The following is a 24,276-nucleotide window of genomic DNA, read 5'->3' as shown; positions in this document are numbered from 1 at the left end:
AGGAAAGTGCAAGAAAGCCTGGAAAATCAACATTTTCTGGCACAAAAAATCCCCGGCAGATCATCCCGCCGGGGTCATAGAGCAGGGCTACAAGGATTCGAACCTTGAAATGACGGAGTCAGAGTCCGTTGCCTTACCGTTTGGCGATAGCCCTATGTGTTCAACGAATGTTATTATACGGGATACCGCGTAAAAATGCAAGTACTTTTTTTATTTTTTTCAACTTTTTCTCGTCTCTTTTTACCGACCAGTCTCCGCCCTCTCCAGCCGGAGCAGTTTTTCTCCAATCCCCTGAAAATCCCTCTTCGCTTCTTCCATCCTGGAAGGGTCCCGAAGCAGGGCTGAAGGATGGTAGGTCGCCGTCAGAAAGCATCCTCTCCGCTCGATCCAGGTTCCATGCTGCCGCGAGATGCGGTAGTCCGGATCGATAAGCCTCTGGGCCGCAACCCTGCCAAGGCATACGATAGCCTGCGGTTTCAGCAGATATGTTTCATACTTCAGATATGGAATACAGGACTCTTTTTCCTGATCCAGCGGATCCCGGTTTCCCGGTGGGTGGCATTTCAGAATATTGGTAATATAGATATCTCCCCTTCGGATCCCGGCCGCGGCCAGCAGCTCATCTAGCACTTTTCCGGACGGTCCCACAAAGGGAATGCCTGCCAGATCTTCCTGACTTCCCGGTGCTTCCGCCACCAGCATCAGCTTCCCCTTGTGATCACCGCGTCCCATCACCGGATGTTTCCTGGTTCGGCAGAGCGGACAGGCTCTGCAGTTATTTACAAACTGTTCCAGTTCTTCCCAGGTATACATAATGTATCCCTCTTCTTTCGCAACTTTACTGCTCCATCTGCCGTCCCAGAAATCCTGCCGCAGATGCCGCAACCTTCATCTCAACTTCTCCCATTTTGGCTTTGCTGTCCCGCGCGAGGATCAGTACTGCGCCGATCACATCCCCTTCGCTGATCACCGGACAGATCGTCTCTCCTGTGATTCCTTCCATTTCATCCTGAATCACCTGGATAAATTTCCTGTCTCCGGCGGACGCCTGCAGACTCTCCCGCTCCTCGATCAGATGTTCCAGATCATGACTGATCGCCTTTCCAAAATAGTCTTTTTTCGCTCCGCCCGCTGCCGCGATCACCATATCACGGTCTGTCACGCAAACCATATGTCCGGTAGTCTGGGCCATACTTTCTGCGTACTGCTTCGCAAAAGTCCCAAGTTCTCCGATCGGAGAATATTTTTTCAGGATAATCTCCCCTTCCCGGTCCGTAAAGATCTCCAGGGGATCACCTTCTCTGATTCTTAAAGTGCGCCGGATTTCCTTCGGAACCACAACTCTGCCGAGATCGTCAATCCGCCGCACAATTCCCGTTGCTTTCATAGCAAAAAATTCCTCCATCCTACATGCTGTCTTTATCACCCTCCGCCATAAATCTGGCAGATCCGGAAGATAAACATATTATCTGTAAAATAGAGGAATTTATACCTTATTGTAAATCCTTTTCCGTTACTCTCCTGCATGCATCTGGTTCAGCAGGTCCGTTTTAATCTTATACAGACGGTCAGAAAGATCCACATACACTTCATGCGGATTCACCAGACGGCGGGTTTCGTCCCAGAGCGTTTCCTGCTCGTGGAAACAGTATTCCCGGATATCCATCACCGACGGAGATTCGTAGACACACTCGCCCTTGTCAAACACTTTCACCATCAGTTCTCTCATGGTATAGGTGCCGCCTTTCAGATGCGTCTTCTTCCAGGTTTCCACCGGGTCAAAGATCACCAGGTCTTTCGATTCGTCAAAGCGGTCGTCTACCAGGCTGATCAGATCGGCTTTCAATTTTCCATTGGCCTTCTCATAAATCCGGTACACCGTTTTATTTCCGGGATTCGTCACTTTTTCGGAATTCTCGGACAGCTTGATCTTGGGCACAAAATCACCGTCACCGGTCTTGACTGCCGCCAGCTTGTAAACGCCGCCGAATGCGGGACAGTCCTTGGAGGTGATCAGATTGGTTCCCACTCCCCAGGAAGTAATCTGTGCCCCCTGAGACTTCAGGCTGTCAATCAGATATTCATCCAGATCGCTGGAAGCAGATATGATCGCGTTTTTAAATCCCGCAGCGTCCAGCATCTTGCGGGCTTCCTTAGACAGATAAGCCAGGTCGCCGCTGTCCAGGCGTATTCCATAGCGGCCGTTCAGTTTCTTCGCCCTGCGCATCTCTTTAAATACACGGATCGCGTTGGGCACGCCGGATTTCAAAGTATCATAGGTATCCACCAGCAGCGTGCAGGCATTGGGATACAGTTCCGCATAGGTCTTGAACGCCGTATATTCGTCCGGAAAACTCATAATCCAGCTGTGGGCATGAGTTCCAAGAACCGGCACATCGAACAGCTGTCCGCACAATACATTAGATGTACCGATACATCCCCCGATCATCGCCGCACGCGCGCCGTAAGTTCCTGCATCCGGTCCCTGAGCGCGGCGCAGTCCAAATTCCATGACCCCGTCTCCCCGGGCCGCGTTCACCACTCTTGCCGCCTTGGTCGCGATCAGGCTCTGGTGATTAATAATATTCAGAATCGCCGTTTCTACCAGCTGCGCTTCCATAATGGGAGCAATCACTTTTATCAGAGGCTCTCTTGGAAAAACCACAGTTCCTTCCGGAATTGCATAGATATCTCCGCTGAAACGGAAATCCTTCAGATAATCCAGAAAATCTTTCTCAAAAATCCCCAGGCTTCCGAGATATTCCACATCTTCTTCTGAAAACCGAAGATTTTTAATATAGTCAATCACCTGTTCCAGCCCTGCGGCAATCGCGTAACCGTTGCCGCAGGGATTTACCCGGTAAAACGCGTCAAAGATCACGGTCTCCTGTACCGGGTTTTTGAAATACCCCTGCATCATGGTCAATTCATAAAGATCTGTCAGCAATGTCAGATTCTGTGCTGTGCTGCTCATTGGAATATCCTCCTTTTATCTACTGCTGCGCTGGGCAGCTGATATTTATACCCGCATTTCCTGTAATTCCGTTCACATACCCCGTAGCCGTATACTGCCAGATACTAAAGGATCCGAACGACGAATGATCCGCGCCGTCAGCTGCCAGCCAGACCTGCGCATGATTTGTCTCTGACAGATCCAGGCTGTTGACCATCCAGCTTTCGCCTCCGAATATCATCGGTTCATATCCAGCATTTCTGACCGTCGTGCAAAACGCGCGGACGATCTTTGTCCGGTCCTCCGGGCTGAGTCCGTCTGCTCTGCCAGTATAAGACGGCCCGGAATAATCCACTTTTAGAGCTATCGGCATAGAAGTTCCATATTTCCCTGCAAGCGAAACGGCCAGACTGGCTTCTTCAATCGCTTCCTGCTCCGTAACTGCCTGGGAGAAAATATAGACGCCTGTGTCCAGTCCTGCCGCAGCCGCTCCAGACAGGTTACATTCTGCTTCCGCATCCAGTATCAGCCTTCCATTATCCGCGCCCCTGTATCCTGCCCGGATCATGGCAAATCCGATCCCCGCGTTCCTGACTTTGTCCCAGTCTACAGCGCCGTTCCGGCTGGAGACATCCACTCCGGTACGGCTGATCAGATACCCGTTCTCGTCAAACCGGTATCGAAGCCCTTTTATGACCTGATCTCCCGTCACCCGCTCGCCATTTTCATCATAATAGCAGGCATGTCCGTTTTCGTTCTGCCATCCAAAATACCGGTATTCCCCGGTAGGCACTTCCTTTTCCACCATGACGGGAACTTTCTCCTGTATGACCCGCGTCTCTGCCGTCTGTGTCTGAACGGACGCGGTTACAGTCAGATGCTCTGTTTCTCCGGGTTCCCCTTCCAGAGGCTCCGCTTTTCTGTAAAGCACCTGATAGCTGTACCCGGCTGCGTTTCCTTCTTCTTCAATACGGTCGCAGACGACCGATACCAGTTCATATCCGTCGTAAGATCCGTCCATATTCAGAAGCAGCATGGCCAGTTCTTCGTCTTCGCTGTCCAGCACGACTTCTCCGGTACTGTAAGAATACTCCTGCCATACGCCATCCTGAAGGGAATACTTTACCTTGCCGGAGCTGTCGGAATACTCTGTAGGAGTCTCCACCGTCACCGGAATTGTCTCTTCTCTTTCAACAATCCGATAGGTGGAGGGATCGCTTTCATCTACCGTCGACTCTTCATAGACCGTTTCCATGATCTCCTCTTCAGAGGAGCCGACAAACTCCACCGTATCATTTGGCATTCCAACAGAGGATGATGGAGACCATGTATCTTCCAGAGCGGAATCCACCGCATCTTCTGTCAGTACCACTGCCGACACGTCCCGGACCTCATAAGAGATCTCAGCCTCTTTCTCCGCTTCTTTTGCCTCATATTCCTCAGTTTCATGAAAAGCGGAAACTTCTGTATCGTTTCCGCTTTCCTGTCCTGTAGAAACTTCTTCCTGATACTCTTCCTCATATGGGACCTGCGCCGTCTCCGTATTGCTTTCTTTCGAACCGCAGCCGGAAATCACGGAAGCCAGCGTTCCGAAAAGCAATACCAGGCCCGCCGCGTTCCTGCTCACCTGCTTATTTTGCCTCCGTCTCTTCAGCAGCATCGGTAGATGCCGCGTCATCAGCAGTCTCCTCATCCGTCGTATCTGTGTCAGTCGTCTCTGTATTTGTTGTATCTGTATCCGTACTTTCCTCTGTATTCGTCTCCTCCTGCTTCATATTGAAAATTTTCTCCAGAGGAATAGTATTCAGCACTTCGTCATTTACCGTAATCTCTGCCGCCTCCCTGAGCGGATTCAGCCAGTTATCATAAGCTTCCTGCTCCCTGTCAGCCAGCACATTCTGTCTCTCTGTCTCGGTCGCCTCTTCATCAAACAGACTTTCCATATAAATCACATAATATGCGCTGTCCGTCTTGACCACATCTGAGAATTCTCCTTCTCCCAGCTCGTCCGCCGCCGCTTTCAGGTCTTCGTTAAGGGAAGAATTATTGTCCTGGCCATAAGTGACCGTCGTAGCCGTCAGGTCATGCGCCTCTGCCGCTGCGCTCAGATCACCGCTCTCTTTTGCCTCGTTCAGAATCTCATTCATAGTGATCTCTTTTTCAGCCAGTTCCGCCGCCGACAATTCCGTTGTATTTCCATCTCCATCTGTAGTTCCGGTAATGTCGTTTCTTACATAGGAGATCCTTTTCTGTACCACATCTTCATCCGGCACGTTTGTGTCAATAGTCTGCGCCAACGTCTGATATACTTTCGACTGAAGCGCGGCCAGCTCCAGCACATGTGTCACAGCAGCCTCATCTGCCGTCATCGCCTCCAGAGTTTCACTGTCGTTCGCAGCAAGAAACGCCTGCGCAGCTTCAGACGCGGCTGCCTTCTCTTCTTCGCTCAGAGAGACTCCCAGATCTTCCGCATTGGCCTCCACAATGTAATATTCCTCCAGGGTATCCACCACAGTGTCACGAATCGTCTCGCCATAAGGGGTTCCCGTCCCCATCAGATCCTGGCTCATAAAATCTTCACCAAAATAAGCTCCATACATGCTCTGCATCTGGGCCTGCTGATATCTCAGATAAAAATTCACCTCAGACAACGGGATCGATACTCCATTCACACTGGCTGCTTCTGCCGTACCGTCCAGAGTAATCCTTCCGGAACAGCCCGTGACTGCTGTCGCCACAGTCAGCAGCAGAGCGAAAAGTCCCGCTATTTTCCTTTTCATAATAAGTATTCCTCCTAAACATTATCATAGTAGTTAATTATAATCCCTTTTGTTTTCTAAAGCAATTCCTTTAAAACAATTTTCACATTTACCTGGTCCATCACATCCTGATCTACTGTAATTTCAGCCTGTTCCATCCACTCGTCCAGGATCTGGGACAACCGTTCCTGCCTGCCCAGATCCGTCAGATAATCTTTCCAGTAATCACTGGCGTCCTCGTCAAAATCGTTCGTGTGCTGAACCACGAACCAGCCTTCCTCCGTCTCAATGGGATCTGATATTTCACCTACTCCCAGCATCCTGGCTGCGTCCAGCATCAGCGGTTCCTGCCCGTCGTTTTCGTTGGTCATGCCCATACTGGAAACCACCGGCGTCATCCCTTTTTCCTCAGCTGCGCTTTTCAGGTCTCCGATCTCCCGGGCTGTCTCACAGATCTCAAAAGCCAGTTCTGTCCGCTCCTGTACTTCTTCCTCTGTGAACGGAGTCAGGTTTCCTTCCGCGTCCCGGAGGCCCGTGGTGGATACAAGCACATAGCAGATTCCTTCCCGGTGATAGTCTTCCTCCGAGAGTTCCGGCTCATAATCCGCCACAGCCGCCTCCTCGGCCTGAATGGAGAGTTCTGTCAGCGCAAGCTGGTCGTAGACAAATTCCTCATCCGCCCCCGCATATTCCAGCAGCGCTTCATTGTAGGCTCCCATAAAATCCTCTGCCCGCTGCCTCACTTCCTCCAGCTGTTCCCCGCTCAGAGAGACGCCGTATTCTTCCGCCTTCTGCGCGGACAGATGCGTTCTGCAGATCAGATTCATCACTTCTTCTTTCAGGCTGTCCGCCAGCGTGGTCCCGTCGTCGTCAACTTCCATGCTCCACATGTCGTCCCCATATGTGTCCAGGTCTTCTCTCTCCCACTGCATCTGGTTCATCCGAACATAAAAATTCCATTCTCTGAGGCTGATGTCTTCCCCATTCACCGTAAAGGCAATCTGGTCCGCATCGGTTTCCTGCTCCCGCCCCGCCCCGCAGCCGGTCAGGAACAGCGCGGCCATCAAAAGTGCGATTATCTTTCTTCTCATTATTTTACTCCTGCTCTTTCAGTATCTCCATATCATCCAGAATCTGCCCTGTTACCTCCAGAAGATTACCGGAATATTTTTTTCGGCTGTTTTTCATTTCATAGATAAACTGCGGAGGTTCTGACTTGCGGAAGGTCATGGCTCCGTCCATAGACGCGATCAGTTGCGGGATCTTCGCCGGATTGATCCGCGCGCGCTCATACATGGTAAATACGATGCGGTCAGGACGGCCCTGTACCTCTTTAATGTACAGACGATGCGCCTTGCCCCGAAGACCCGTTATCTCCAGAAGGTTTAATACGGATTTGGGCGGTTCTCCAAACCGGTCGATCAGTTCTTCCAGCATGTCATCCCGTTCCTCTTCACTCTCCACAGCCGCAATTCTCCGGTAAATGTCCAGCTTCAGAGCCTCGTTGCGGATATAAGCATCCGGTATAAACGCGTCGATCTGAAGATCCGCCACCGTCTCAAATTCATCGGTTCCGTCCCGGCTGTCTCCCTTCATACGCAGCACCGCCTCATTCAGCATCTTACAATACAGGCTGTAACCTACCGCCTGCATGTGGCCATGCTGCCTCTGTCCCAGCAAAGTACCGACTCCCCTTATCTCCATATCCCGCATGGCGATCTTAAATCCGCTGCCCAGATCGGAATATTCCCGAATCGCATGGAGACGCTTCTCGGCGACCTCCTTGAGCATCTTATCTCTCTTATATAAAAGGAACGCATACGCGGTACGGTTGGAACGGCCCACTCTTCCCCGGAGCTGATAGAGCTGCGAGAGTCCCATATTGTCTGCGTCATGAATGATAATCGTATTCACATTGGAGATATCCATACCGGTTTCAATAATCGTCGTAGCCACCAGCACGTCTACTTCTCCTTCGATGAATTCATACATGATCTTCTCCAGCTCATGCTCCTTCATCTGGCCGTGGGCAAAAGCCACCACAGCCTCCGGCACCAGTTCCTGGATCCTGTGCGCGATATCAGCGATGGATTCCACCCGGTTGTACACATAATATACCTGCCCCTCTCTGGCCAGTTCCCGGTGAATGGCCGCGCGCACCATCTCCTCGTCATATTCACATACATAGGTCTGGATGGGCAGGCGGTCAATGGGCGGCTCTTCCAGCACGCTCATATCGCGGATCCCCGCCAGACTCATGTGCAGGGTCCGGGGAATCGGCGTAGCGCTCAGCGTCAGCACATCCACATTGGTCTTCAGCTTCTTCACTTTTTCTTTATCCGCCACGCCAAACCGCTGTTCCTCGTCGATGATCAGAAGCCCCAGATCCTTATACTCCACGTCTTTTGACAGAACCCGGTGAGTGCCGATCACAATATCCACGAGTCCTTTTCTAAGATCTTCAATCGTCTTTTTCTGCTGCGCGGGCGTGCGGAATCTGCAGAGCAGGTCGATCCGGACGGGGAATTCCTTCATCCGCTGCACAAAGGTATTATAATGCTGCTGGGCGAGGATCGTCGTCGGCACCAGATATACCACCTGCTTACTCTCCTGTACGGCCTTGAAAGCGGCCCGGATAGCCACCTCCGTCTTTCCGTATCCTACATCGCCGCAGATCAGGCGGTCCATAATTTTCCCGCTCTCCATATCTTTCTTGGTATCCGCGATGGCCTTAACCTGGTCCTCCGTCTCTTCATAAGGAAACAATTCTTCAAATTCTTTCTGCCAGACAGTATCCGGTCCATACACATATCCCTTTTCGGACTGCCGCGCCGCATACAGCTCCACCAGGTCCCTCGCCACTTCCTGGACGGCGCCTTTTACCTTTGATTTGGTCTTTTTCCAGTCCTGTCCGCCCAGCGTATTCAGTTTAGGAACCTTCTCGCCATCCGCGCTGCTGTATTTCTGGATCGCGTCCATCTGCGTAGCCAGAATGTAGAGGCAGGCCCCTTTGCTGTATTCAATCTTCATATAATCCTTGACCGTCTTGTCTACCGTGATCTTTTCGATTCCCCGGTAGATCCCCAGGCCATGATTTTCATGTACCACATAGTCTCCCACGGACAGTTCCGTGAAGCTGCTGATCTTCCGGCCCTCGTAGGTGCGCTGTTTCCTGCGTTTTTTCTTTTTCTCCCTGCCGAAGACATCCGTCTCCGAAATGACCGCGAAACGGATCAGCGGATATTCATATCCGCGAAACACATTTCCGTGCACCACCATGATCTCCCCGGGCTGCGCCACCCTGGAGGGATCTTCACTGTAAAACGCATTTAATTCCTCCGCCAGAAGGTCCTCCGCCAGGCGGCGGCCTCTGGTCCTGGAAGCGCAGAGCAGCACTACCCGGTATTTCTCCCGTTTCCAGCGTTTCAGATCCTTCACCAGCAGTTCAAAATGGTTATTGTAGGACTGAATGGAACGGGTATCCAGGCGGAAACGTCCGCAGAAATCCATTCTCTTGTCTGTCGTCTCCAGTGTGCCCAGCGCCGCGCCTCTCATATGGTTCAGCATATGAAGCACCTGTTCATAGGGAATGATCTCTTCCGGCTGGTCTTTCCGGATCTGTCCCTTTTCCAGCCGGTTTTCATAGTTCTGGCGATATTCCTTTTCCACGGTCTCCCCGCATTCCGCCAGGCGGTTCACCTCGTCCAGAAACACCAGAGAATCAAACTGGCGAATATACTCCAGCAGGCTGACGCCCTTCCCATCTTCCCGGGAATCCATTTCCGCCGCCGGATAGAGCGTGATCTCGTCCAGGTTTTCCATGGACCTCTGACTTTCCGCATCAAAACTGCGAATGGAGTCCACTTCATCATCCCACAGCTCGATCCGAACGGGAGACTCTTCCGTCAACGGATAAATGTCCAGAATCCCTCCGCGCACCGCGAACTGTCCCGGCATCTCCACCTGGCCGGTCCGTTCATATCCCATCCTGATCAGACGGGTCTTCATGGCGTCCATCTCAAGAACGCTGCCCGCACTGATGGTCACGGTAAGCTGCTTCCACTTTTCCAGCGGAAGCAGCGGATCCATACACCCGTCCAGAGTAGTGATGATCACAGTCTCCGGTCCGGAAAACAGGCTGCTGACTGCGGATATTCTCTGGCGCAGCAGTTCTTTTCCCTGAATATCTGCATGAAAAAAGAGAAAATCTTTTGCAGGATAGTAATAGACCTCCTCTTCCAGGGCCTGATACTCCTCGTAGATTTCCTTCGCCTTTAACTCATTATAAGTAAGAATCAATTTCACCGGCCAGCCGCGTCCCATTCCGTACATCAGATGTGTTTTTTGAGAGTCTACGCATCCGGTAACCAGCTGGAGACCCTGATCCTTCTTCAGTCTCTCTCTGATCTGTACAAAGGTCTCCATCTGCAGCAACGGTTCATAAAAAGTATCCATCTTCCGCTCCTAATTGAATTGATTCATAGCTCTGTCCGCGCCTTCTTTCAAAATCACGGCCACCGCTTCCGCGGCCCGGTCAAACGCGTCCTCCATCTGTTTCTTTTCTTCCTTGGGAAAATGGCCCAGCACATAATCTGCCAGATCATATCCCTCCGGCTTTTCTCCAACACCTACGCGCACTCTTGTGAATGTCTGGGTTCCCAGGTGCAGGATGATATTTTTTATTCCGTTATGGCCTCCCGCGCTTCCCTTTTTACGGATACGGAGCTGTCCGGGCGGAAGCGAAACATCATCATAGACTACCAGAAATTCCGTTTCCGGATCTGCGCCGGAGAACCGGACCGCTTCCTGAATACTCTCTCCGCTCAGATTCATAAATGTCTGCGGTTTCATCAAGAGTACTCTGGTTCCTTCAATCATTCCGGTCCCGCAGACCGCCCGGTGCCTCTTCAGCTTCATATCTATATGATATTTTTCCGCCAGCCGGTCAATGACCTGAAATCCCACATTATGTCTTGTCTTTTCGTATTTTGAACCCGGATTACCCAGGCCGGCAATTACATACATCTTTTTCTCTCCATTTCAGCGGCTAATCTGCCCTGCTCATTGTACACGACGGAGATTTTTTTGACAAGTAGCAAAAAACCGGCGCACCTCTCGGTGTGCCGGCCTTCCTGATCTGCCTATTCCACAGCAGCTTCCTCCGCTGCCGCAGCAGCCTCTGCATATTTATCCAGAATCATTGTCTGGATGAAATCACGTGTGGCCGAATTGATGGGATGCGCGATATCCCTGTATTCGCCGTCGGACGCCTTCCGGCTCGGCATTGCTATAAACAGCCCTTTTTCGCCTTCAATCACCTTGATATCATGTACTACAAACTCATCGTCTATCGTAATCGATACCACTGCTTTCATTTTACCTTCTTTGGCAACTTTTCTGATCCGTACATCTGTGATTTTCATATGCTCTCCCTCCGTATATCTATCCTGATTTTAAGACTTACATGATATACCTTTCATTTTTTTCTACAACGATCTTAATTCCATCTTCACCTGCATAACGTGAATTGGCACGGATTGTATCCCGGCTTTCCACAATGCAGTTTTCAATGCAGGTATTGTCTCCCAAATACACATCATTCAGAATAATGGAATTTTTGATAACACAGTTGTTTCCAACAAATACCTTCTTGAAAAGAATGGAATTTTCCACCACGCCGTTAATGATGCATCCGCTGGCCACCAAACTGTTCTTTACGTCCGATCCGGCGTTAAACTTGGCGGGCGGGAGATCCTGTACCTTGGAATATATCTCCGGATATTCCCGCAGAAAATAATTTCTTATCTCCGGCTTCAGGAAATCCATGTTTGTCTCATAATAAGATTCTACCGATGAAATACTGTTCCAGTATGTGTCCATCTGATATGCAAATATCTTTTTAATATTCTTATAGCGGATCAGGATATCCCGGACAAAATCGAAGCGGTCCTCCTGCGCGCATTTTTCTATCAGCTCAATCAGCTGCCGTCTGCGGATCACATAGATCCCACAGGATACCATACTGGCGTCCGTGGCTACAGGCTTCTCATCAAAATCCAGAATTCTTCCCGTATGATCGATTTTCACCACTCCAAAGCGGCTCATGTCTGTTCCTTCCGGCATCTCTTTGCAGACGATCGTAATATCCGCCTTCTTATCAATATGGTATTCCAGCACTTTGTTGTAATCCATCTTGTAGATGCCGTCTCCGGAAGCGATTACCACATAGGGCTCGTGGCTCTGCTTGAGCCAGTCCAGATTCTGCCAGATCGCGTCCGCCGTACCGCGGTACCAGAAACTGTTATCCGCAGTCACCGTCGGAGTGAATATGTACAGTCCTCCCTGTTTTCTTCCGAAATCCCACCATTTGGAAGAACTCAGATGCTCGTTCAGGGAGCGGGAATTATATTGAGTGAGCACTGCCACTTTCTGTACATGAGAATTAGACATATTACTCAGCGCGAAATCAATACTGCGGTAGCTTCCCGCCACCGGCATCGCAGCGATCGCCCTTTTATTGGAGAGTTCTCTCATCCGGTGATTATTTCCACCGGCTAATATAATGCCTATCGCCCTCATACTCGTTCACCTGCCTTAATTAATGTCTCACCGCTTGCAAGCACGCCGTCCGGGTAGTCATCGCTCTTTGTCGCGCCGGAAACCGCCGTATTCAGTCCGATATGCACATTGGGCGGAATGACCGTCTTTTCTCCGATCGTCGCCAGCCCGTAAGAATATACTTTGGGATTCAGTCTGTTGGGAATGTCTTCGCCTTCCCCGATTACACACCCGTCTCCTACCGTCACTTCCTCGGCAATGATCGCCCGGCTGACCCTGCATCCCTTTCCGATTACAGTGTTTTTCATGATGATGGAATCTCTCACTTCCGTGCCCTCTCCGATCGTCACGCCTGCTCCAATTACAGAATTAATCACTGTTCCTTCCACGATGGAATTGCCGCTGACAATGCTTTTTTCTATATAGCCGGTGGAAGACACATACAGAGGCGGCACTGCATCGCTCTTGGTATAGATCTTCCAGAATTCTTCATAAAGATTAAATTCAGGGATGATATCTATCAGTTCCATATTGGCTTCCCAGTATGAACCAAGCGTCCCCACGTCTTTCCAGTATCCATTGTATTCATAAGCGAAAAGACGTTCTCCTTTTGCCAGACACTCCGGAAGAATATGCTTTCCGAAATCGCAGCCGGGTACGTCTCTCATCTTAATCAGCGCATCCCTGAGCACTTTCCATGTAAAAATGTATATTCCCATGGACGCCAGATTGCTTCTCGGTTCGGCCGGTTTTTCTTCAAATTCGCTGATCTGCCCCTTTTCATCCGCGATCACAACGCCAAAGCGGCTTGCTTCTTCCCACGGAACAGGCATACAGGCGATCGTGACTGCCGCTTCGTTCTCTTTGTGGAAATCAAGCATCACTTCATAATCCATCTTATAGATATGGTCGCCGGAAAGGATCAGTACATAATCCGGATTGTAAGTGTCAATATAGTCAATATTCTGGTAGATAGCATTTGCAGTACCGGAATACCAGTCACTCCCGGCACTTCTTTCATAGGGTGACAGGATCGTCACTCCTCCGTTATTTCGGTCCAGATCCCAGGGCATCCCGATCCCTATATGTGTGTTCAGTCGAAGGGGTTGGTACTGTGTAAGCACACCGACAGTGTCTATTCCGGAGTTAATGCAGTTACTGAGCGGGAAATCGATGATACGGTATTTCCCTCCGAAAGCCACTGCAGGCTTTGCCACTTTGGATGTCAAGACGCCCAGCCGGCTCCCCTGCCCTCCTGCCAAAAGCATGGCAATCATTTCCTTTTTAATCACGCTATCACCTCTTGCTGCAACATATAAATGCTTTTGATGGTGACATTATACCACACCTTTTGTAAATAGTGAACATTTCAATGCAAAAACATTAGTACTTTTTTAACATTTTGTGACAGTTTTTATGCTATATCGAATGCATTTTTCTCTTCTTTCGTCATATTATACATATATTTCATCAACATTTTGTGCAATTGTTCATGCGCACTGTTTTTCTATAGATCCGTGCATTGATTTTTCAGATAAAAGAAGTATAATTTATACATAACAAACCATTATTAAAAAGGAAACGAGGGCTTTGTATGTATCAGATAGATTTTCATACTCCTATTCATGTTCATTTTATAGGAATCGGAGGCATCAGCATGAGCGGGCTGGCAGAGATTCTTCTGAAGGAAGGATTTACCGTATCCGGTTCTGACTCCAAAGAATCCGAGCTGACCAGACACCTGGAATCCGCAGGAGCGAAGGTACACTACGGACAATGTGCGGAAAATATTGTCCCAGGCATAGACGCGGTGGTCTATACTGCGGCAATCCATCCGGATAATCCGGAATATGCCGCTGCTGTCCGGGCAGGAATTCCACTGCTCGCAAGAGCAGAGCTGCTGGGGCAGATCATGCGGAATTACCGGCATGCCATCGCCGTGTCCGGCACCCATGGGAAAACCACAACTACCTCCATGCTTTCCCTGATCCTTCTGGAAGCTCAAAAAGATCCTACTATTTCCGTAGGCGGAATCCTGCATGAAATCGGCGGAAATATCCGGATCGGGCACTCCGACGTTTTCCTGACAGAAGCATGCGAGTATACCAATAGTTTTCTGTCATTTTATCCCACGCTGGGAATCATCTTAAATATAGAAGAAGACCATATGGATTTCTTCAAGGATCTGGCAGATATCCGCAATTCCTTCCACCGCTTTGCGGCGCTGCTGCCCTCCCACGGTCTGTTGGTTCTGAACGGTGAGATCAGCCGCCCGGAGGAGATCACAGACGGGATCTCCGCACGCACAGTCACCTATGGCCTGACAGGGCAGGAAGACTACAGCGCCGTCGGCATTACCTATGACGGGAAAGGATGCGCTTCTTTCCAGATCAGGCATCAGGGCAAAGATCTCGGCCGGGTCATCCTCCACGTGCCCGGAATTCATAATGTCTCCAATGCGCTGGCCTCCGTGGCCGCTTCGCTGGAATTGGGCATCTCCATGGACATGATACAGAAGGGCCTCTCTCAGTTCCACGGCGCCGACCGAAGATTTCAGTATAAAGGAGAAGTAAACGGCGTCACGGTTATCGATGATTACGCCCATCACCCCACCGAGATCGCCGCCACATTAAAAGCCGCTTCCAATTATCCGCACCGGGAGATCTGGTGCGTCTTTCAGCCGCATACTTACACCCGGACCAAGGCATTCCTGCACGAATTTGCAGAAGCCCTTTCCCTGGCAGACCATGTGGTGTTGGCGGACATCTACGCCGCCCGCGAGATCAATACATTAGGAATCAGCTCGGCAGATCTGCAGAAGGAACTGGAAAAATCAGGGAAAACCTGCTGGTATTTTCCCACGTTTGAAGAAATTGAAACATTTTTGTCAAAAAACTGTATGCACGGAGACCTGTTGATAACTATGGGGGCCGGAGACGTGCATAAAATCGGCGAAAATCTTCTCCGGAAATAAAGTTATCCACATTATCCACATGTTTATCAACATCTCGTATGTTTGAAGCATGTGGATTTTTTCGTGGATAACGCATTTACATAATTTTTACATACCTTTCTCATTAAAGTCCCGATTTTACGCATTTTACCACGTTTTTTGTCGAATCCTGGTTCCCATAATAAAATCTTTCCACCGAGTTATCCACATTATCCACATTTTCAGTCAACATCCGATTTCCTCTTTATGGGCATATCCACATACTATTTCATTTTAAAATCCAGTGTGATATAATGGCGATACTAAAAAGTTTTCGCGGAGGCAACTGCTGCATGGAGCACCTGACTTTAAAAACTGATCTGTCTGCCGGCGCAACCAGTATTTCCAATCTGTTTCTGGATTATTACATGCCGAAAGCCAGCGGAGAATACACAAAAGTATACTTATATCTGCTGCGGTCCCTGCAGGGCGGACGGCAGGATCTCACTGTAGCCGGGCTTGCCGACGCCCTGGAATACACAGAAAGCGATATCCTCCGCGCCTTGAAATACTGGGAAAAACATCATCTTCTAAAACTGGAATGCGACGCGTCCAACACACTGCTCGGCATCTATATCCTGCAGGTTCCGGAACCCGCAGCCGACACAGAACGTCTGCACATTCCTTCCGAAAGCGCCGCACCCGGCCGGAAATCTTACAGCCGCAGCGAACTGGCGCAGTTTGCAGAGCAGGCGGAGTGCCGCCAGCTTTTGTTTGTTTGCGAACAATATATGAAAAAAACCTTGTCTCCGTCTGAGATGGAGACAATCCTTTATTTTTATGATCAGCTGCACTTTTCTGCAGATCTGATCGAGTATCTGGTAGAATACTGTGTCTGTAAAGGAAGCCGCAGCATCCACTACATAGAAACCGTGGCTCTGGCCTGGGCGGAAGCCGGAATCCAGACGGTATCTCAGGCCAAAGAACGCACGACCACTTACACGCGCAACACCTTCTCCGTCATGAAGGCCTTCGGTATCAACGACCGCAATCCGGTGGAGCCGGAACTGAAATACATAAACAAATGGCTGAAAGAGTACGATTTCACACTGGATCTGATCCTGGAAGCCTGCAGACGTACTATGGAACGCCTGCACAAACCAAATTTCGAATATGCCGACCGGATCCTGCAAAGCTGGTCTGAGCAGAAAGTACACACGGCGGAAGACGTCCGCAGACTTGACGAAGAGCATCAGAAGCGCCTGTCAGCCCGCCAGAAGCCCGCCCCCGCTCCCTCATCCACACGTTTCAGCAACTTTGAGCAGCGGGACTACAATTTTGACGAACTGGAAAAGCAGCTGATCGAGAACTCATAGGAGGTAATATATGCCGCTGACCAACAAACAATATGACGCGATCATGCGTGAGTATGACCGCCGTCAATATCATAATTACCGGATTCAGTGCGCGCGGAAGGATGAGATCTACCAGAAGATACCGCGCATTCGGGAAATCGAAGAGAGCATCTCTTCCTTCAGTATGGCGCAGGCAGAAAAGCTTTTTCTGTCTGAGGAAAGAGACAGCGCCGACCCTAATGCCCTGGAGGATCTTCGCCGGGGGCTGGCCTCCCTCCGGCAGGAAAAAGAGCTTCTTCTGAAACAGAACGGTTATCCTGCCGATTACCTGGAGATGCATTATACCTGCCCCGTATGCCGGGACACGGGATATGTGGGCAGCCGGAAATGCGGCTGCTTCCACAGGGAAGAGATCCGGCTGCTTTATTCATCTTCCCGTCTAGAGGAAGCGCTGTCCAGAGAAAATTTTTCGACGCTCTCCTTCGATGTATACGACGAAGAGCAGAGAGCCGCCATGCCCGCCATCATCGATGCCTGCCGCTTATTTGTGCAGACCTTTGACGGCAAATTTCAGAATCTGATGCTCTATGGCCCGGTCGGCACCGGAAAGACTTTTCTGACCAACTGCATCGCGAAGGAACTGCTGGACCGGAGTCACTCCGTTGTTTATTTTACGGCATTTCAGCTTTTTGAACTGCTTTCTCCTTCCCATGCGGAAGAAAATGATTTCCGGCAGCGCAGCGAAGCGGTCCTGGACAGTGATCTGCTGATTCTGGATGATCTCGGCACGGAAATGCTGAATACCTTTACCGTGTCGCGTCTTTTCCAGGTGCTGAACGAGCGGGCTCTGCGCAGACGTTCCACGATTATCTCCACCAATCTGTCCCTGAAAGATTTCCGGGATCTGTACAGCGAGAGGATCTTTTCCAGGATTACCAGTTCTTATACGCTTTTAAAATTTACAGGCAGCGATATCCGTATCCGCAGGAAAATTTCCGGTTCTCCGTGAAATCCCTTGACGGTCGCACGCAGACAATGTTATAAAGGTTTTGAAAGAATGTTTTACTCACGATTCACATATATTTCATTTACATTTGGAGGACATATCATATGAATATTCAGCGCAGTGAGCGTGTTTTAGAGACGATTCCGGTCGGCTCTCTGGGGATCATTCCCCTGCCCAGCTGTAAAGAACTGGGACAGAAGGTAAACGATTATCTGGTACAGTGGCGCAAGGAAAGCGCGCTGGAGCACAAAAACACCATTGCTTTTCAGGGATACGAGCAGGATTCCTATCTGGTAGACGCCGCCGTTCCCCGCTTCGGTTCCGGGGAAGCCAAGGGCATCGTACAGGAATCCGTAAGAGGCCGCGACCTTTATCTGATGGTAGATGTGTGCAACTACAGCATGACCTACAAGCTCAGAGGCCAGATCAACCACATGTCCCCGGACGATCACTACCAGGATTTAAAACGTATCATCGCCGCATGCGGCGGCAAAGCGAAACGACTCACTGTGATCATGCCCTTCCTTTATGAAAGCCGTCAGCATAAGCGTTCCGCCAGAGAGTCCCTGGACTGCGCGCTGGCTCTTCAGGAGCTGGCCAATATGGGCGTGGACAATATCATTACCTTTGACGCCCATGATCCTCGTGTGCAGAACGCCATTCCTCTCCATGGTTTCGAGACTGTACAGACTGCCTATCAGTTTATCAAAGCTCTGCTCGGAAACGTACCGGACATTCAGCTGGACAGCGATCACCTCATGGTGGTCAGCCCGGACGAAGGCGCTACCAACCGCGCCGTCTATATCGCCAACGTGCTGGGGATCGATATGGGCATGTTCTACAAACGCCGCGACTATACCCGCGTAATCAACGGACGCAATCCGATCGTGGCTCATGACTTTCTGGGAAGCAATGTGGAAGGCAAAGATGTGATCGTTATTGACGATATGATCTCTTCCGGCGAAAGCATGCTCGATGTGGCAAGGAAGCTGAAAGAATTGAAGGCCAGAAGAATCTTCCTGTACTCAACTTTCGGACTCTTTACGAACGGCATGGACAAATTCGATGCCGCTTACGAAGAGGGTGTCTTCTATCGGATCCTGACCACTAATCTGATCTATCAGACGCCGGAACTGCTCTCCAGGCCATATTATATTTCCTGTGACATGAGCAAGTATATCGCTCTGCTGATCGATACGCTGAATCACGACGCGTCCATCAGCGATCTTCTGGATCCCTACGAGAGAATCGCCGCTTTTCTGGAAAAATACCGAAACGGACAGATCTGATCTCGAAAGCCCTTCCCATCAAAGTGGACGGGCTTCCTTTATGAAAGGAACATATTATATGAAGAACTTTATCTTTATCTCACCATCCTTTCCCGGCAACTATGAGAATTTCTGTATTGCCCTGAAAGCCGACGGTGTCAATGTGCTTGGGATCGGAGATGCTCCGTATGACGCGCTGTCACCCCGTCTTAAAAATGCGCTGACCGAGTATTACCGGGTAGATAATATGGAAAATTACGACGAGATGTTCCGGGCAGTAGCATTTTTGTCTTTCCACCACGGAAAGATTGACTGGCTGGAAAGCAACAATGAATACTGGCTGGAGCAGGACGCCCGGCTTCGGGAAGATTTTCATATCACCACCGGACTGCTGCCCAAAGACATGGCTCTTATAAAACATAAATCTCGAATGAAAGAAGGATACGCACGTGCCGGGGTTCCCTGCGCGCGTTTCCATATGGTTGGAACCCTGGAAGAAGCCAAAGAGTTCATCCAGGAAGTAGGATATCCGGTCATCGTAAAACCGGACTGCGGCGTAGGCGCCTCCGATACCTGGAAGCTCCAGAACGAGCAGGAACTGAACAGCTTCTACTGCAATCTTCCGGATGTACCATATATAATGGAAGAATTCGTACCGGGCGAGATCTGTTCCTACGATGCGATCGTAAACAGCCGGGGACGTGTTCTGTTTGAAACGGGCAACATTACTCCTGTTTCCATCATGGACTGCGTTAATATCCATGAGAGCATCCGTTTCTATATCGTGGATCAGGTGGCCGAAGATCTGAAATCCGCAGGACGTGCCTGCCTGAAGGCCTTCCATGTGCGAAGCCGGTTTGTTCACCTGGAATTTTTCCGTCTGCTGGAAGATCATCCTCATCTGGGCCCCAAAGGACAGATCGTGGGGTTGGAAGTCAATATGCGTCCATCCGGCGGCCCAACCCCGGATATGATCAACTTCGCCTACAGCACGAACTGCTACCAGCATTATGCCGATATGATGGTCTATGACCGTCTGATGCACCAGACCCGTTCCACCCGCTGTTTCTGCGCCTACGCGGGACGCTGGAAAGGACTCCCGTACCTCCATTCTCATCAGGAAATTCTGGAAACATATCAGGTACAGTTGAAAGCCGCGGAGGAACTTCCGGATGTACTGGCTCATGGCATGGGCAATTATATGTATCTGGCAAGACTGAAGTCGCAGGAAGAGCTTCAGGACTTTTTCAAATATACGCTGGAACTGGTTCCGCCCTCTGATGCCAGTCCCGTCAATACCAAAAATCAAACAAAAAAGGAAGCGACCAAAAAATGCAGACAAAAGAACTCCACTGGTACAGCGAACGATTAAACCGGGATATGCCGTTGAAAATATACGGTCACGCAGGCAAGCCCTGCCTGGTCATCCCCTCTCAGAACGGGAAACACGGCGATTTTGAATCTTTCGGCATGGTAGAAGCCTGCCGTCCCTGGATCGACGGCGGAAAGCTGCAGCTTTTCTGCATTGATACCATCGACGCGGAGACCTGGTCCTGCTCATGGAAACCGCCCAGAGAACGCATCGAGCTGCATGAACGCTGGATCCAGTATCTCATGCGGGAAGTCTGTCCGCTCATGGAAAACTGCAGCGAAGGAGACAAGCTCATGACTATGGGCTGCAGTATGGGCGCATTCCATGCCGGGAATCTGTTCTTTCGTTTTCCGGACCGTTTCGACGCGACCATCTGTCTGAGCGGCGTCTACGACGCCGCCAATATCCTTGGCGGATATATGGACGACCTGGTGTATCTGAATTCTCCCATCCATTGTCTTCCCAATATGCCGGAGGATCATCCCTACATGGATCTCTACCGCCGCAGCCGGATGTTCTTCTGCGTAGGGCAGGGCGCGTGGGAAGATGAACTTCTTGCGGACACCCGCAAACTGGACGCTGTTTTAAAAGCCAAGAATATCCCTGCCTTTGTGGACTACTGGGGCTACGACGTGAATCACGACTGGGACTGGTGGCGCAAACAGGCCGCTTATTTCCTGGGCAAGATCATGTAAATGCTTTTTCCCATTCTGCCTCTTTAAAGCCGACCAATACCTGATCCTCCATGACGATCAACGGGCGTTTCACTAACATGCCGTCCGTTGCCAGGAGGCGGAGCTGCTCTTCCTCGCTCATCTCCGGCAGCTTTTCTTTCAGCTGCATGGACTTGTAAAGCATTCCGCTGGTGTTGAAAAACTTTTTAAGAGGCAGTCCGCTTCTGGCATGCCACTCTCTCAATTCTTCTTCCGTAGGATTCTGCTCTTTGATATGACGGTCCTCATATTCCACCCCATGCTGATCCAGCCATTTTTTCGCTTTCTGACAGGTAGAGCACTTGGGGTATTCTACAAACAGTACAGACATCTTCTTCTCCTTTCTTTCACACATTATTCATTTGACATTTCCATTGTACACTCCTAAAATAGACACATCAATGTTAAGAGGAGCAAAAGTATGAAAAAATTAATCGTATTTCTTCTGTGCACAGTTCTGATCGGCGCTGCATCGGGCTGCGGATCCAATGCAGAAGCGGATGCCTCCACAGGCGACGTCGATCTTTTAAGCGGTCTTCACTACGCCGAGATCCAGGTGGAAGACTACGGCACCATTTCGCTGGAGCTGGACGCTGATACGGCGCCGATTACCGTCACCAATTTTGTCAATCTGGCAAAGGACGGATTCTATGACGGACTGACTTTCCACCGGATCATCGACGGTTTTATGATTCAGGGCGGCGATCCGCTGGGCAACGGAACCGGCGGCTCCGGCGAAACGATCAAAGGGGAATTCTCCGACAATGGAGTTGAAAATGATATCTCTCATGTGAGAGGAACGATCTCCATGGCAAGATCCAGTGACCCGGACAGCGCTTCTTCCCAGTTTTTCATTGTTCACCAGGACAGCACTTATCTGGACGGACAGTACGCTGCGTTCGGCCATGTGACGGACGGCATGGATGTGGTAGACGCCATCTGTGCGGATACGCCGGTGCAGGACGGCAACGGAACAGTGGCGGCGGATAATCAGCCGGTGATCACTTCTATCACGATTTCAGAGTAATTTTGCATCGAAAAAGGCTGCCGCAAAACCGCGGCAGCCCACTCTTTTTATTCTTTTGTTTCTCAAGCTTTTCCATCGGATCCGAGTACGTTCACAATCTTGTGAGCAACCATTTCCTTAACCGCCTGACGAGCCGGTTTCAGATACTGTCTCGGGTCGAAATGATCCGGATGCTCTGCCATGTACTTTCTGATCGTACCGGTCATAGCAAGACGGATATCGGAGTCAATGTTGATCTTGCATACTGCAAGCTGAGCTGCCTTTCTAAGCTGCTCTTCCGGAATACCAACAGCATCCGGCATATTTCCGCCGTACTGATTTACCATCTTTACGAACTCCTGCGGAACGGAAGAAGAGCCGTGAAGAACAATCGGGAATCCCGGAAGTCTCTTAATGCACTCTTCCAGCACGTCGAAACGCAGTGGCGGCGGAACCAGAACGCCGTCCGCATTGCGGGTGCACTGATCCGGAGTGAATTTGTATGCTCCGTGGGAAGTACCGATAGCGATCGCAAGAGAATCACAGCCTGTCCTGCTTACGAACTCCTCTACTTCTTCCGGACGGGTGTAGCTCTCATGACCAGCTTCCACAACGACTTCGTCCTCGATACCAGCCAGAGTACCCAGCTCAGCCTCAACAACTACGCCATGAGCATGCGCGTACTCAACGACTTTCTTGGTGATCTCGATGTTCTCCTCGAAAGGTTTGGAGGAAGCGTCGATCATAACGGAGGTAAATCCGCCGTCGATACAGGATTTGCAGGTCTCAAAGCTATCGCCATGATCCAGATGCAGCGCGATCGGAATATCCGGATTCTCAATCACTGCCGCCTCTACTAATTTTACAAGATAAGTGTGGTTTGCATAAGCTCTTGCACCCTTGGAAACCTGAAGGATCACCGGGCTCTTCAGCTCGCCTGCCGCCTCGGTAATACCCTGTACGATCTCCATGTTGTTCACATTGAAAGCGCCTACTGCGTATCCGCCGTCATACGCCTTTTTGAACATTTCTGTGGTTGTAACTAATGGCATTGTTTGTCATCCTTTCTTCACCATATTTGGCACACCGTGCCCATATCAGTATCTTACTACATTTTCTTTGAATCAACAAGCTATTTTTCAGGAAATCACCGCGTTTTCCACAATCAGGCTGATGACCCGTTCCTGTATCATCTGTTCTTCGATCATATCTCTGCTGTAGACTGCCTCGATATCCGCCGTATCTTCATAACCGTACTGATCAGCCAGGCTCTGCAGCTGCTCCTGATACTCCTCTTCAGAGACTGTGAGTCCTTCTTCCTCTGCCACTTTATGGAAAGCCAGCGTCATCTGCACACGGAAATTGGCAGTTTCACGGAATGCTTCCCGCAGCTGGGCTTCGGTCACTCCCAGCGACTGCTCCAGGAATTCATCCAGCCCCATACTGTACATAGCGGCATATGTCTCATATTCACTCATCATCTGATCAATATAAGCTTCTACATCTGTATCCTGAATCTCGAACTCACAGCCCTCCAGAAAAGCGGCCACCAGATCATATTCCAGATTCGATTCTGCCTCTTCCTCCGCAGTCTGTTCCAGATTGGCGCGAATAGAGCTTTCCATATCCGCTATACTGTCATAATCCAGATTTTCCTGTACAAATTCATCGCTCCAGTCGTCCAGGACATATTCCTGTACTTCATGTACATATACCTCAAAGACAGCGTCTTTCCCGGCCACTTCCTCATAATATTCCTCCGGGAAGGTCAGCGAAATTTCCCGCGTTTCGTCCGCCACCGCTCCAATTAACTGATCTTCAAATCCGGGAACCATCTCCCCGCTTCCCAGTTCCAGAGAATACTCTGTCCCCTGCAGAGAATCCGATGTCTCGCCATCCACGTATCCGGTAAAGTCGATGACCACCACATCCCCTTCCTGCGCGGCGCGGTCCACAGTTTCCAGCTGGGAATATTCTTTTTTAATCGCGTCTACTTCCGCCTGCACGTCTTCATCCGTCACTGCCGTGACTGCGCGCTGCGCTTCCAATCCCTTATAAGGGCCGAGAGATACCAGCGTGCTGGTCAGATCCTCGTAGAGTACAGGATCATATCCCGATGTTTCTTCAGCGGATTCTTCTGTGTTTTCCTGCGCTGTGTCAGTTCCATTATCTCCATTTCCACTGCTGCCGCAAGCGGTTAGTCCGAGCAGGAATACCGCCAGGCAAAATAATACATATTTTCTCTTCATATTTTGTCCTTTCCTCCGTTATGGTAACAAAGTATATCATTTTCCCCCGGCGTTGGCAACCTCTCTTATTCTTGCAATTTATGATAAACAATGCTACAATGAGAC

21 protein-coding genes and 1 tRNA gene are annotated in these 24,276 nt (G+C 50.2%); 7 read left to right on the top strand and 15 right to left on the bottom strand.

The features are described 5' to 3' along the window. Window positions 1-82: 82 nt before the first annotated feature. The 12 genes from B5F29_RS03245 to B5F29_RS03190 form a co-directional block, all read right to left on the bottom strand. Window positions 83-154: transfer RNA gene (locus B5F29_RS03245), tRNA-Gln, on the bottom strand. A gap of 86 nt (window positions 155-240) precedes the next feature. Next, complete coding sequence (locus tag B5F29_RS03240) at window positions 241-813, bottom strand: uracil-DNA glycosylase (protein ID WP_164488370.1); 573 nt, start codon at window positions 811-813, stop codon at window positions 241-243. A 25-nt stretch (window positions 814-838) separates the two neighbouring features. Continuing rightward, the gene (gene spoVT, locus B5F29_RS03235) at window positions 839-1,387 is read right to left on the bottom strand and encodes a stage V sporulation protein T (protein ID WP_087153470.1); all 549 of its coding nucleotides are present in this window, start codon (window positions 1,385-1,387) and stop codon (window positions 839-841) included. 126 nt (window positions 1,388-1,513) lie between these two features. Then, window positions 1,514-2,974 (bottom strand): nicotinate phosphoribosyltransferase, encoded by a 1,461-nt coding sequence (locus B5F29_RS03230; protein WP_087153248.1) that lies wholly within the window; start codon window positions 2,972-2,974, stop codon window positions 1,514-1,516. Window positions 2,975-2,993: 19 nt separating this feature from the next. Continuing rightward, entirely contained in the window at window positions 2,994-4,631 is a 1,638-nt protein-coding gene (locus B5F29_RS03225) for a GH25 family lysozyme (protein ID WP_162608353.1), read from the bottom strand. Then, window positions 4,585-5,733, bottom strand: a complete 1,149-nt coding sequence (locus B5F29_RS03220) for a peptidylprolyl isomerase (RefSeq protein WP_087153246.1) — start codon at window positions 5,731-5,733, stop codon at window positions 4,585-4,587. The genes B5F29_RS03225 and B5F29_RS03220 overlap by 47 nt, the downstream gene beginning before the upstream one ends. Window positions 5,734-5,789: 56 nt before the next feature. After that, window positions 5,790-6,803, bottom strand: a complete 1,014-nt coding sequence (locus tag B5F29_RS03215) for a SurA N-terminal domain-containing protein (protein ID WP_087153245.1) — start codon at window positions 6,801-6,803, stop codon at window positions 5,790-5,792. A gap of 4 nt (window positions 6,804-6,807) precedes the next feature. Beyond that, window positions 6,808-10,167: a transcription-repair coupling factor gene (gene mfd / locus B5F29_RS03210; protein WP_087153244.1), complete on the bottom strand. Its 3,360-nt coding sequence runs from the start codon at window positions 10,165-10,167 to the stop codon at window positions 6,808-6,810. Between the two features lie 9 nt (window positions 10,168-10,176). Further along, window positions 10,177-10,737, bottom strand: a complete 561-nt coding sequence (pth, locus tag B5F29_RS03205; protein WP_087153243.1) for an aminoacyl-tRNA hydrolase — start codon at window positions 10,735-10,737, stop codon at window positions 10,177-10,179. A gap of 116 nt (window positions 10,738-10,853) precedes the next feature. After that, window positions 10,854-11,135, bottom strand: coding sequence for a septation regulator SpoVG (spoVG, locus tag B5F29_RS03200; RefSeq protein ID WP_087153242.1), 282 nt, complete (start codon window positions 11,133-11,135; stop codon window positions 10,854-10,856). 37 nt (window positions 11,136-11,172) lie between these two features. Next, complete coding sequence (gene glgD / locus B5F29_RS03195; RefSeq protein ID WP_087153241.1) at window positions 11,173-12,291, bottom strand: glucose-1-phosphate adenylyltransferase subunit GlgD; 1,119 nt, start codon at window positions 12,289-12,291, stop codon at window positions 11,173-11,175. After that, window positions 12,288-13,562, bottom strand: a complete 1,275-nt coding sequence (locus B5F29_RS03190) for a glucose-1-phosphate adenylyltransferase (RefSeq protein ID WP_087153240.1) — start codon at window positions 13,560-13,562, stop codon at window positions 12,288-12,290. The genes glgD and B5F29_RS03190 overlap by 4 nt, the downstream gene beginning before the upstream one ends. Before the next feature lie 302 nt (window positions 13,563-13,864). Between B5F29_RS03190 and murC the strand changes: the two genes are divergently transcribed. From murC to B5F29_RS03160, 6 genes are all read left to right on the top strand, one after another. Further along, a complete protein-coding gene (murC, locus tag B5F29_RS03185; RefSeq protein ID WP_087153239.1) occupies window positions 13,865-15,244 on the top strand; it encodes a UDP-N-acetylmuramate--L-alanine ligase in 1,380 nt (459 codons plus the stop codon). A 311-nt stretch (window positions 15,245-15,555) separates the two neighbouring features. Further along, a complete protein-coding gene (locus tag B5F29_RS03180) occupies window positions 15,556-16,578 on the top strand; it encodes a DnaD domain protein (RefSeq protein ID WP_162608352.1) in 1,023 nt (340 codons plus the stop codon). Between the two features lie 10 nt (window positions 16,579-16,588). Further along, window positions 16,589-17,566 (top strand): ATP-binding protein, encoded by a 978-nt coding sequence (locus B5F29_RS03175; RefSeq protein WP_087153237.1) that lies wholly within the window; start codon window positions 16,589-16,591, stop codon window positions 17,564-17,566. Window positions 17,567-17,667: 101 nt separating this feature from the next. Continuing rightward, entirely contained in the window at window positions 17,668-18,852 is a 1,185-nt protein-coding gene (locus tag B5F29_RS03170; RefSeq protein WP_087153236.1) for a ribose-phosphate pyrophosphokinase, read from the top strand. Window positions 18,853-18,910: 58 nt separating this feature from the next. Then, entirely contained in the window at window positions 18,911-20,203 is a 1,293-nt protein-coding gene (locus B5F29_RS03165; protein ID WP_143449114.1) for an ATP-grasp domain-containing protein, read from the top strand. After that, window positions 20,164-20,898, top strand: a complete 735-nt coding sequence (locus B5F29_RS03160) for an esterase family protein (protein ID WP_087153235.1) — start codon at window positions 20,164-20,166, stop codon at window positions 20,896-20,898. Before B5F29_RS03165 ends, B5F29_RS03160 begins: the two co-directional genes overlap by 40 nt. Here the strand turns inward: B5F29_RS03160 and B5F29_RS03155 are convergent. Continuing rightward, window positions 20,891-21,247: an arsenate reductase family protein gene (locus tag B5F29_RS03155; RefSeq protein WP_087153469.1), complete on the bottom strand. Its 357-nt coding sequence runs from the start codon at window positions 21,245-21,247 to the stop codon at window positions 20,891-20,893. The genes B5F29_RS03160 and B5F29_RS03155 overlap by 8 nt on opposite strands. Window positions 21,248-21,337: 90 nt before the next feature. Here B5F29_RS03155 and B5F29_RS03150 point away from each other — a divergent pair, with 90 nt between their 5' ends. Beyond that, window positions 21,338-21,943, top strand: coding sequence for a peptidylprolyl isomerase (locus B5F29_RS03150; RefSeq protein ID WP_087153234.1), 606 nt, complete (start codon window positions 21,338-21,340; stop codon window positions 21,941-21,943). A gap of 62 nt (window positions 21,944-22,005) precedes the next feature. Here B5F29_RS03150 and fba read toward each other — a convergent pair whose 3' ends face one another. Next, window positions 22,006-22,974 carry a class II fructose-1,6-bisphosphate aldolase gene (gene fba / locus B5F29_RS03145; RefSeq protein WP_087153233.1) on the bottom strand — a complete coding sequence of 323 codons (969 nt, stop codon included), beginning with the start codon at window positions 22,972-22,974 and terminating at the stop codon, window positions 22,006-22,008. A gap of 87 nt (window positions 22,975-23,061) precedes the next feature. Beyond that, complete coding sequence (tig, locus tag B5F29_RS03140) at window positions 23,062-24,171, bottom strand: trigger factor (RefSeq protein ID WP_087153232.1); 1,110 nt, start codon at window positions 24,169-24,171, stop codon at window positions 23,062-23,064. Between the last annotated feature and the right edge of the window lie 105 nt (window positions 24,172-24,276).

Origin of the sequence: Lachnoclostridium sp. An196, assembly GCF_002160135.1 — a bacterium.
Classification (GTDB): domain Bacteria; phylum Bacillota; class Clostridia; order Lachnospirales; family Lachnospiraceae; genus Hominiventricola; species Hominiventricola avistercoris.
The sequence above is the reverse complement of the archived record's forward strand: the minus strand, read 5'-3'. Positions and strand labels throughout refer to the sequence as shown.

Excerpts from the sequence above, each read along its gene's own strand:
- B5F29_RS03160 (WP_087153235.1), top strand. The coding sequence starts at position 20,164 with ATGCAGACAAAAGAACTCCACTGGTACAGCGAACGATTAAACCGGGAT.
- murC (WP_087153239.1), top strand. The coding sequence starts at position 13,865 with ATGTATCAGATAGATTTTCATACTCCTATTCATGTTCATTTTATAGGA.
- glgD (WP_087153241.1), bottom strand. The coding sequence starts at position 12,291 with ATGAGGGCGATAGGCATTATATTAGCCGGTGGAAATAATCACCGGATG.
- B5F29_RS03230 (WP_087153248.1), bottom strand. The coding sequence starts at position 2,974 with ATGAGCAGCACAGCACAGAATCTGACATTGCTGACAGATCTTTATGAA.
- B5F29_RS03165 (WP_143449114.1), top strand. The coding sequence starts at position 18,911 with ATGAAGAACTTTATCTTTATCTCACCATCCTTTCCCGGCAACTATGAG.
- B5F29_RS03180 (WP_162608352.1), top strand. The coding sequence starts at position 15,556 with ATGGAGCACCTGACTTTAAAAACTGATCTGTCTGCCGGCGCAACCAGT.
- mfd (WP_087153244.1), bottom strand. The coding sequence starts at position 10,167 with ATGGATACTTTTTATGAACCGTTGCTGCAGATGGAGACCTTTGTACAG.
- B5F29_RS03240 (WP_164488370.1), bottom strand. The coding sequence starts at position 813 with ATGTATACCTGGGAAGAACTGGAACAGTTTGTAAATAACTGCAGAGCC.
- tig (WP_087153232.1), bottom strand. The coding sequence starts at position 24,171 with ATGAAGAGAAAATATGTATTATTTTGCCTGGCGGTATTCCTGCTCGGA.
- B5F29_RS03225 (WP_162608353.1), bottom strand. The coding sequence starts at position 4,631 with ATGACGCGGCATCTACCGATGCTGCTGAAGAGACGGAGGCAAAATAAG.
- B5F29_RS03175 (WP_087153237.1), top strand. The coding sequence starts at position 16,589 with ATGCCGCTGACCAACAAACAATATGACGCGATCATGCGTGAGTATGAC.
- B5F29_RS03215 (WP_087153245.1), bottom strand. The coding sequence starts at position 6,803 with ATGAGAAGAAAGATAATCGCACTTTTGATGGCCGCGCTGTTCCTGACC.
- B5F29_RS03150 (WP_087153234.1), top strand. The coding sequence starts at position 21,338 with ATGAAAAAATTAATCGTATTTCTTCTGTGCACAGTTCTGATCGGCGCT.
- pth (WP_087153243.1), bottom strand. The coding sequence starts at position 10,737 with ATGTATGTAATTGCCGGCCTGGGTAATCCGGGTTCAAAATACGAAAAG.
- fba (WP_087153233.1), bottom strand. The coding sequence starts at position 22,974 with ATGCCATTAGTTACAACCACAGAAATGTTCAAAAAGGCGTATGACGGC.
- spoVG (WP_087153242.1), bottom strand. The coding sequence starts at position 11,135 with ATGAAAATCACAGATGTACGGATCAGAAAAGTTGCCAAAGAAGGTAAA.
- B5F29_RS03220 (WP_087153246.1), bottom strand. The coding sequence starts at position 5,733 with ATGAAAAGGAAAATAGCGGGACTTTTCGCTCTGCTGCTGACTGTGGCG.
- spoVT (WP_087153470.1), bottom strand. The coding sequence starts at position 1,387 with ATGAAAGCAACGGGAATTGTGCGGCGGATTGACGATCTCGGCAGAGTT.
- B5F29_RS03155 (WP_087153469.1), bottom strand. The coding sequence starts at position 21,247 with ATGTCTGTACTGTTTGTAGAATACCCCAAGTGCTCTACCTGTCAGAAA.
- B5F29_RS03170 (WP_087153236.1), top strand. The coding sequence starts at position 17,668 with ATGAATATTCAGCGCAGTGAGCGTGTTTTAGAGACGATTCCGGTCGGC.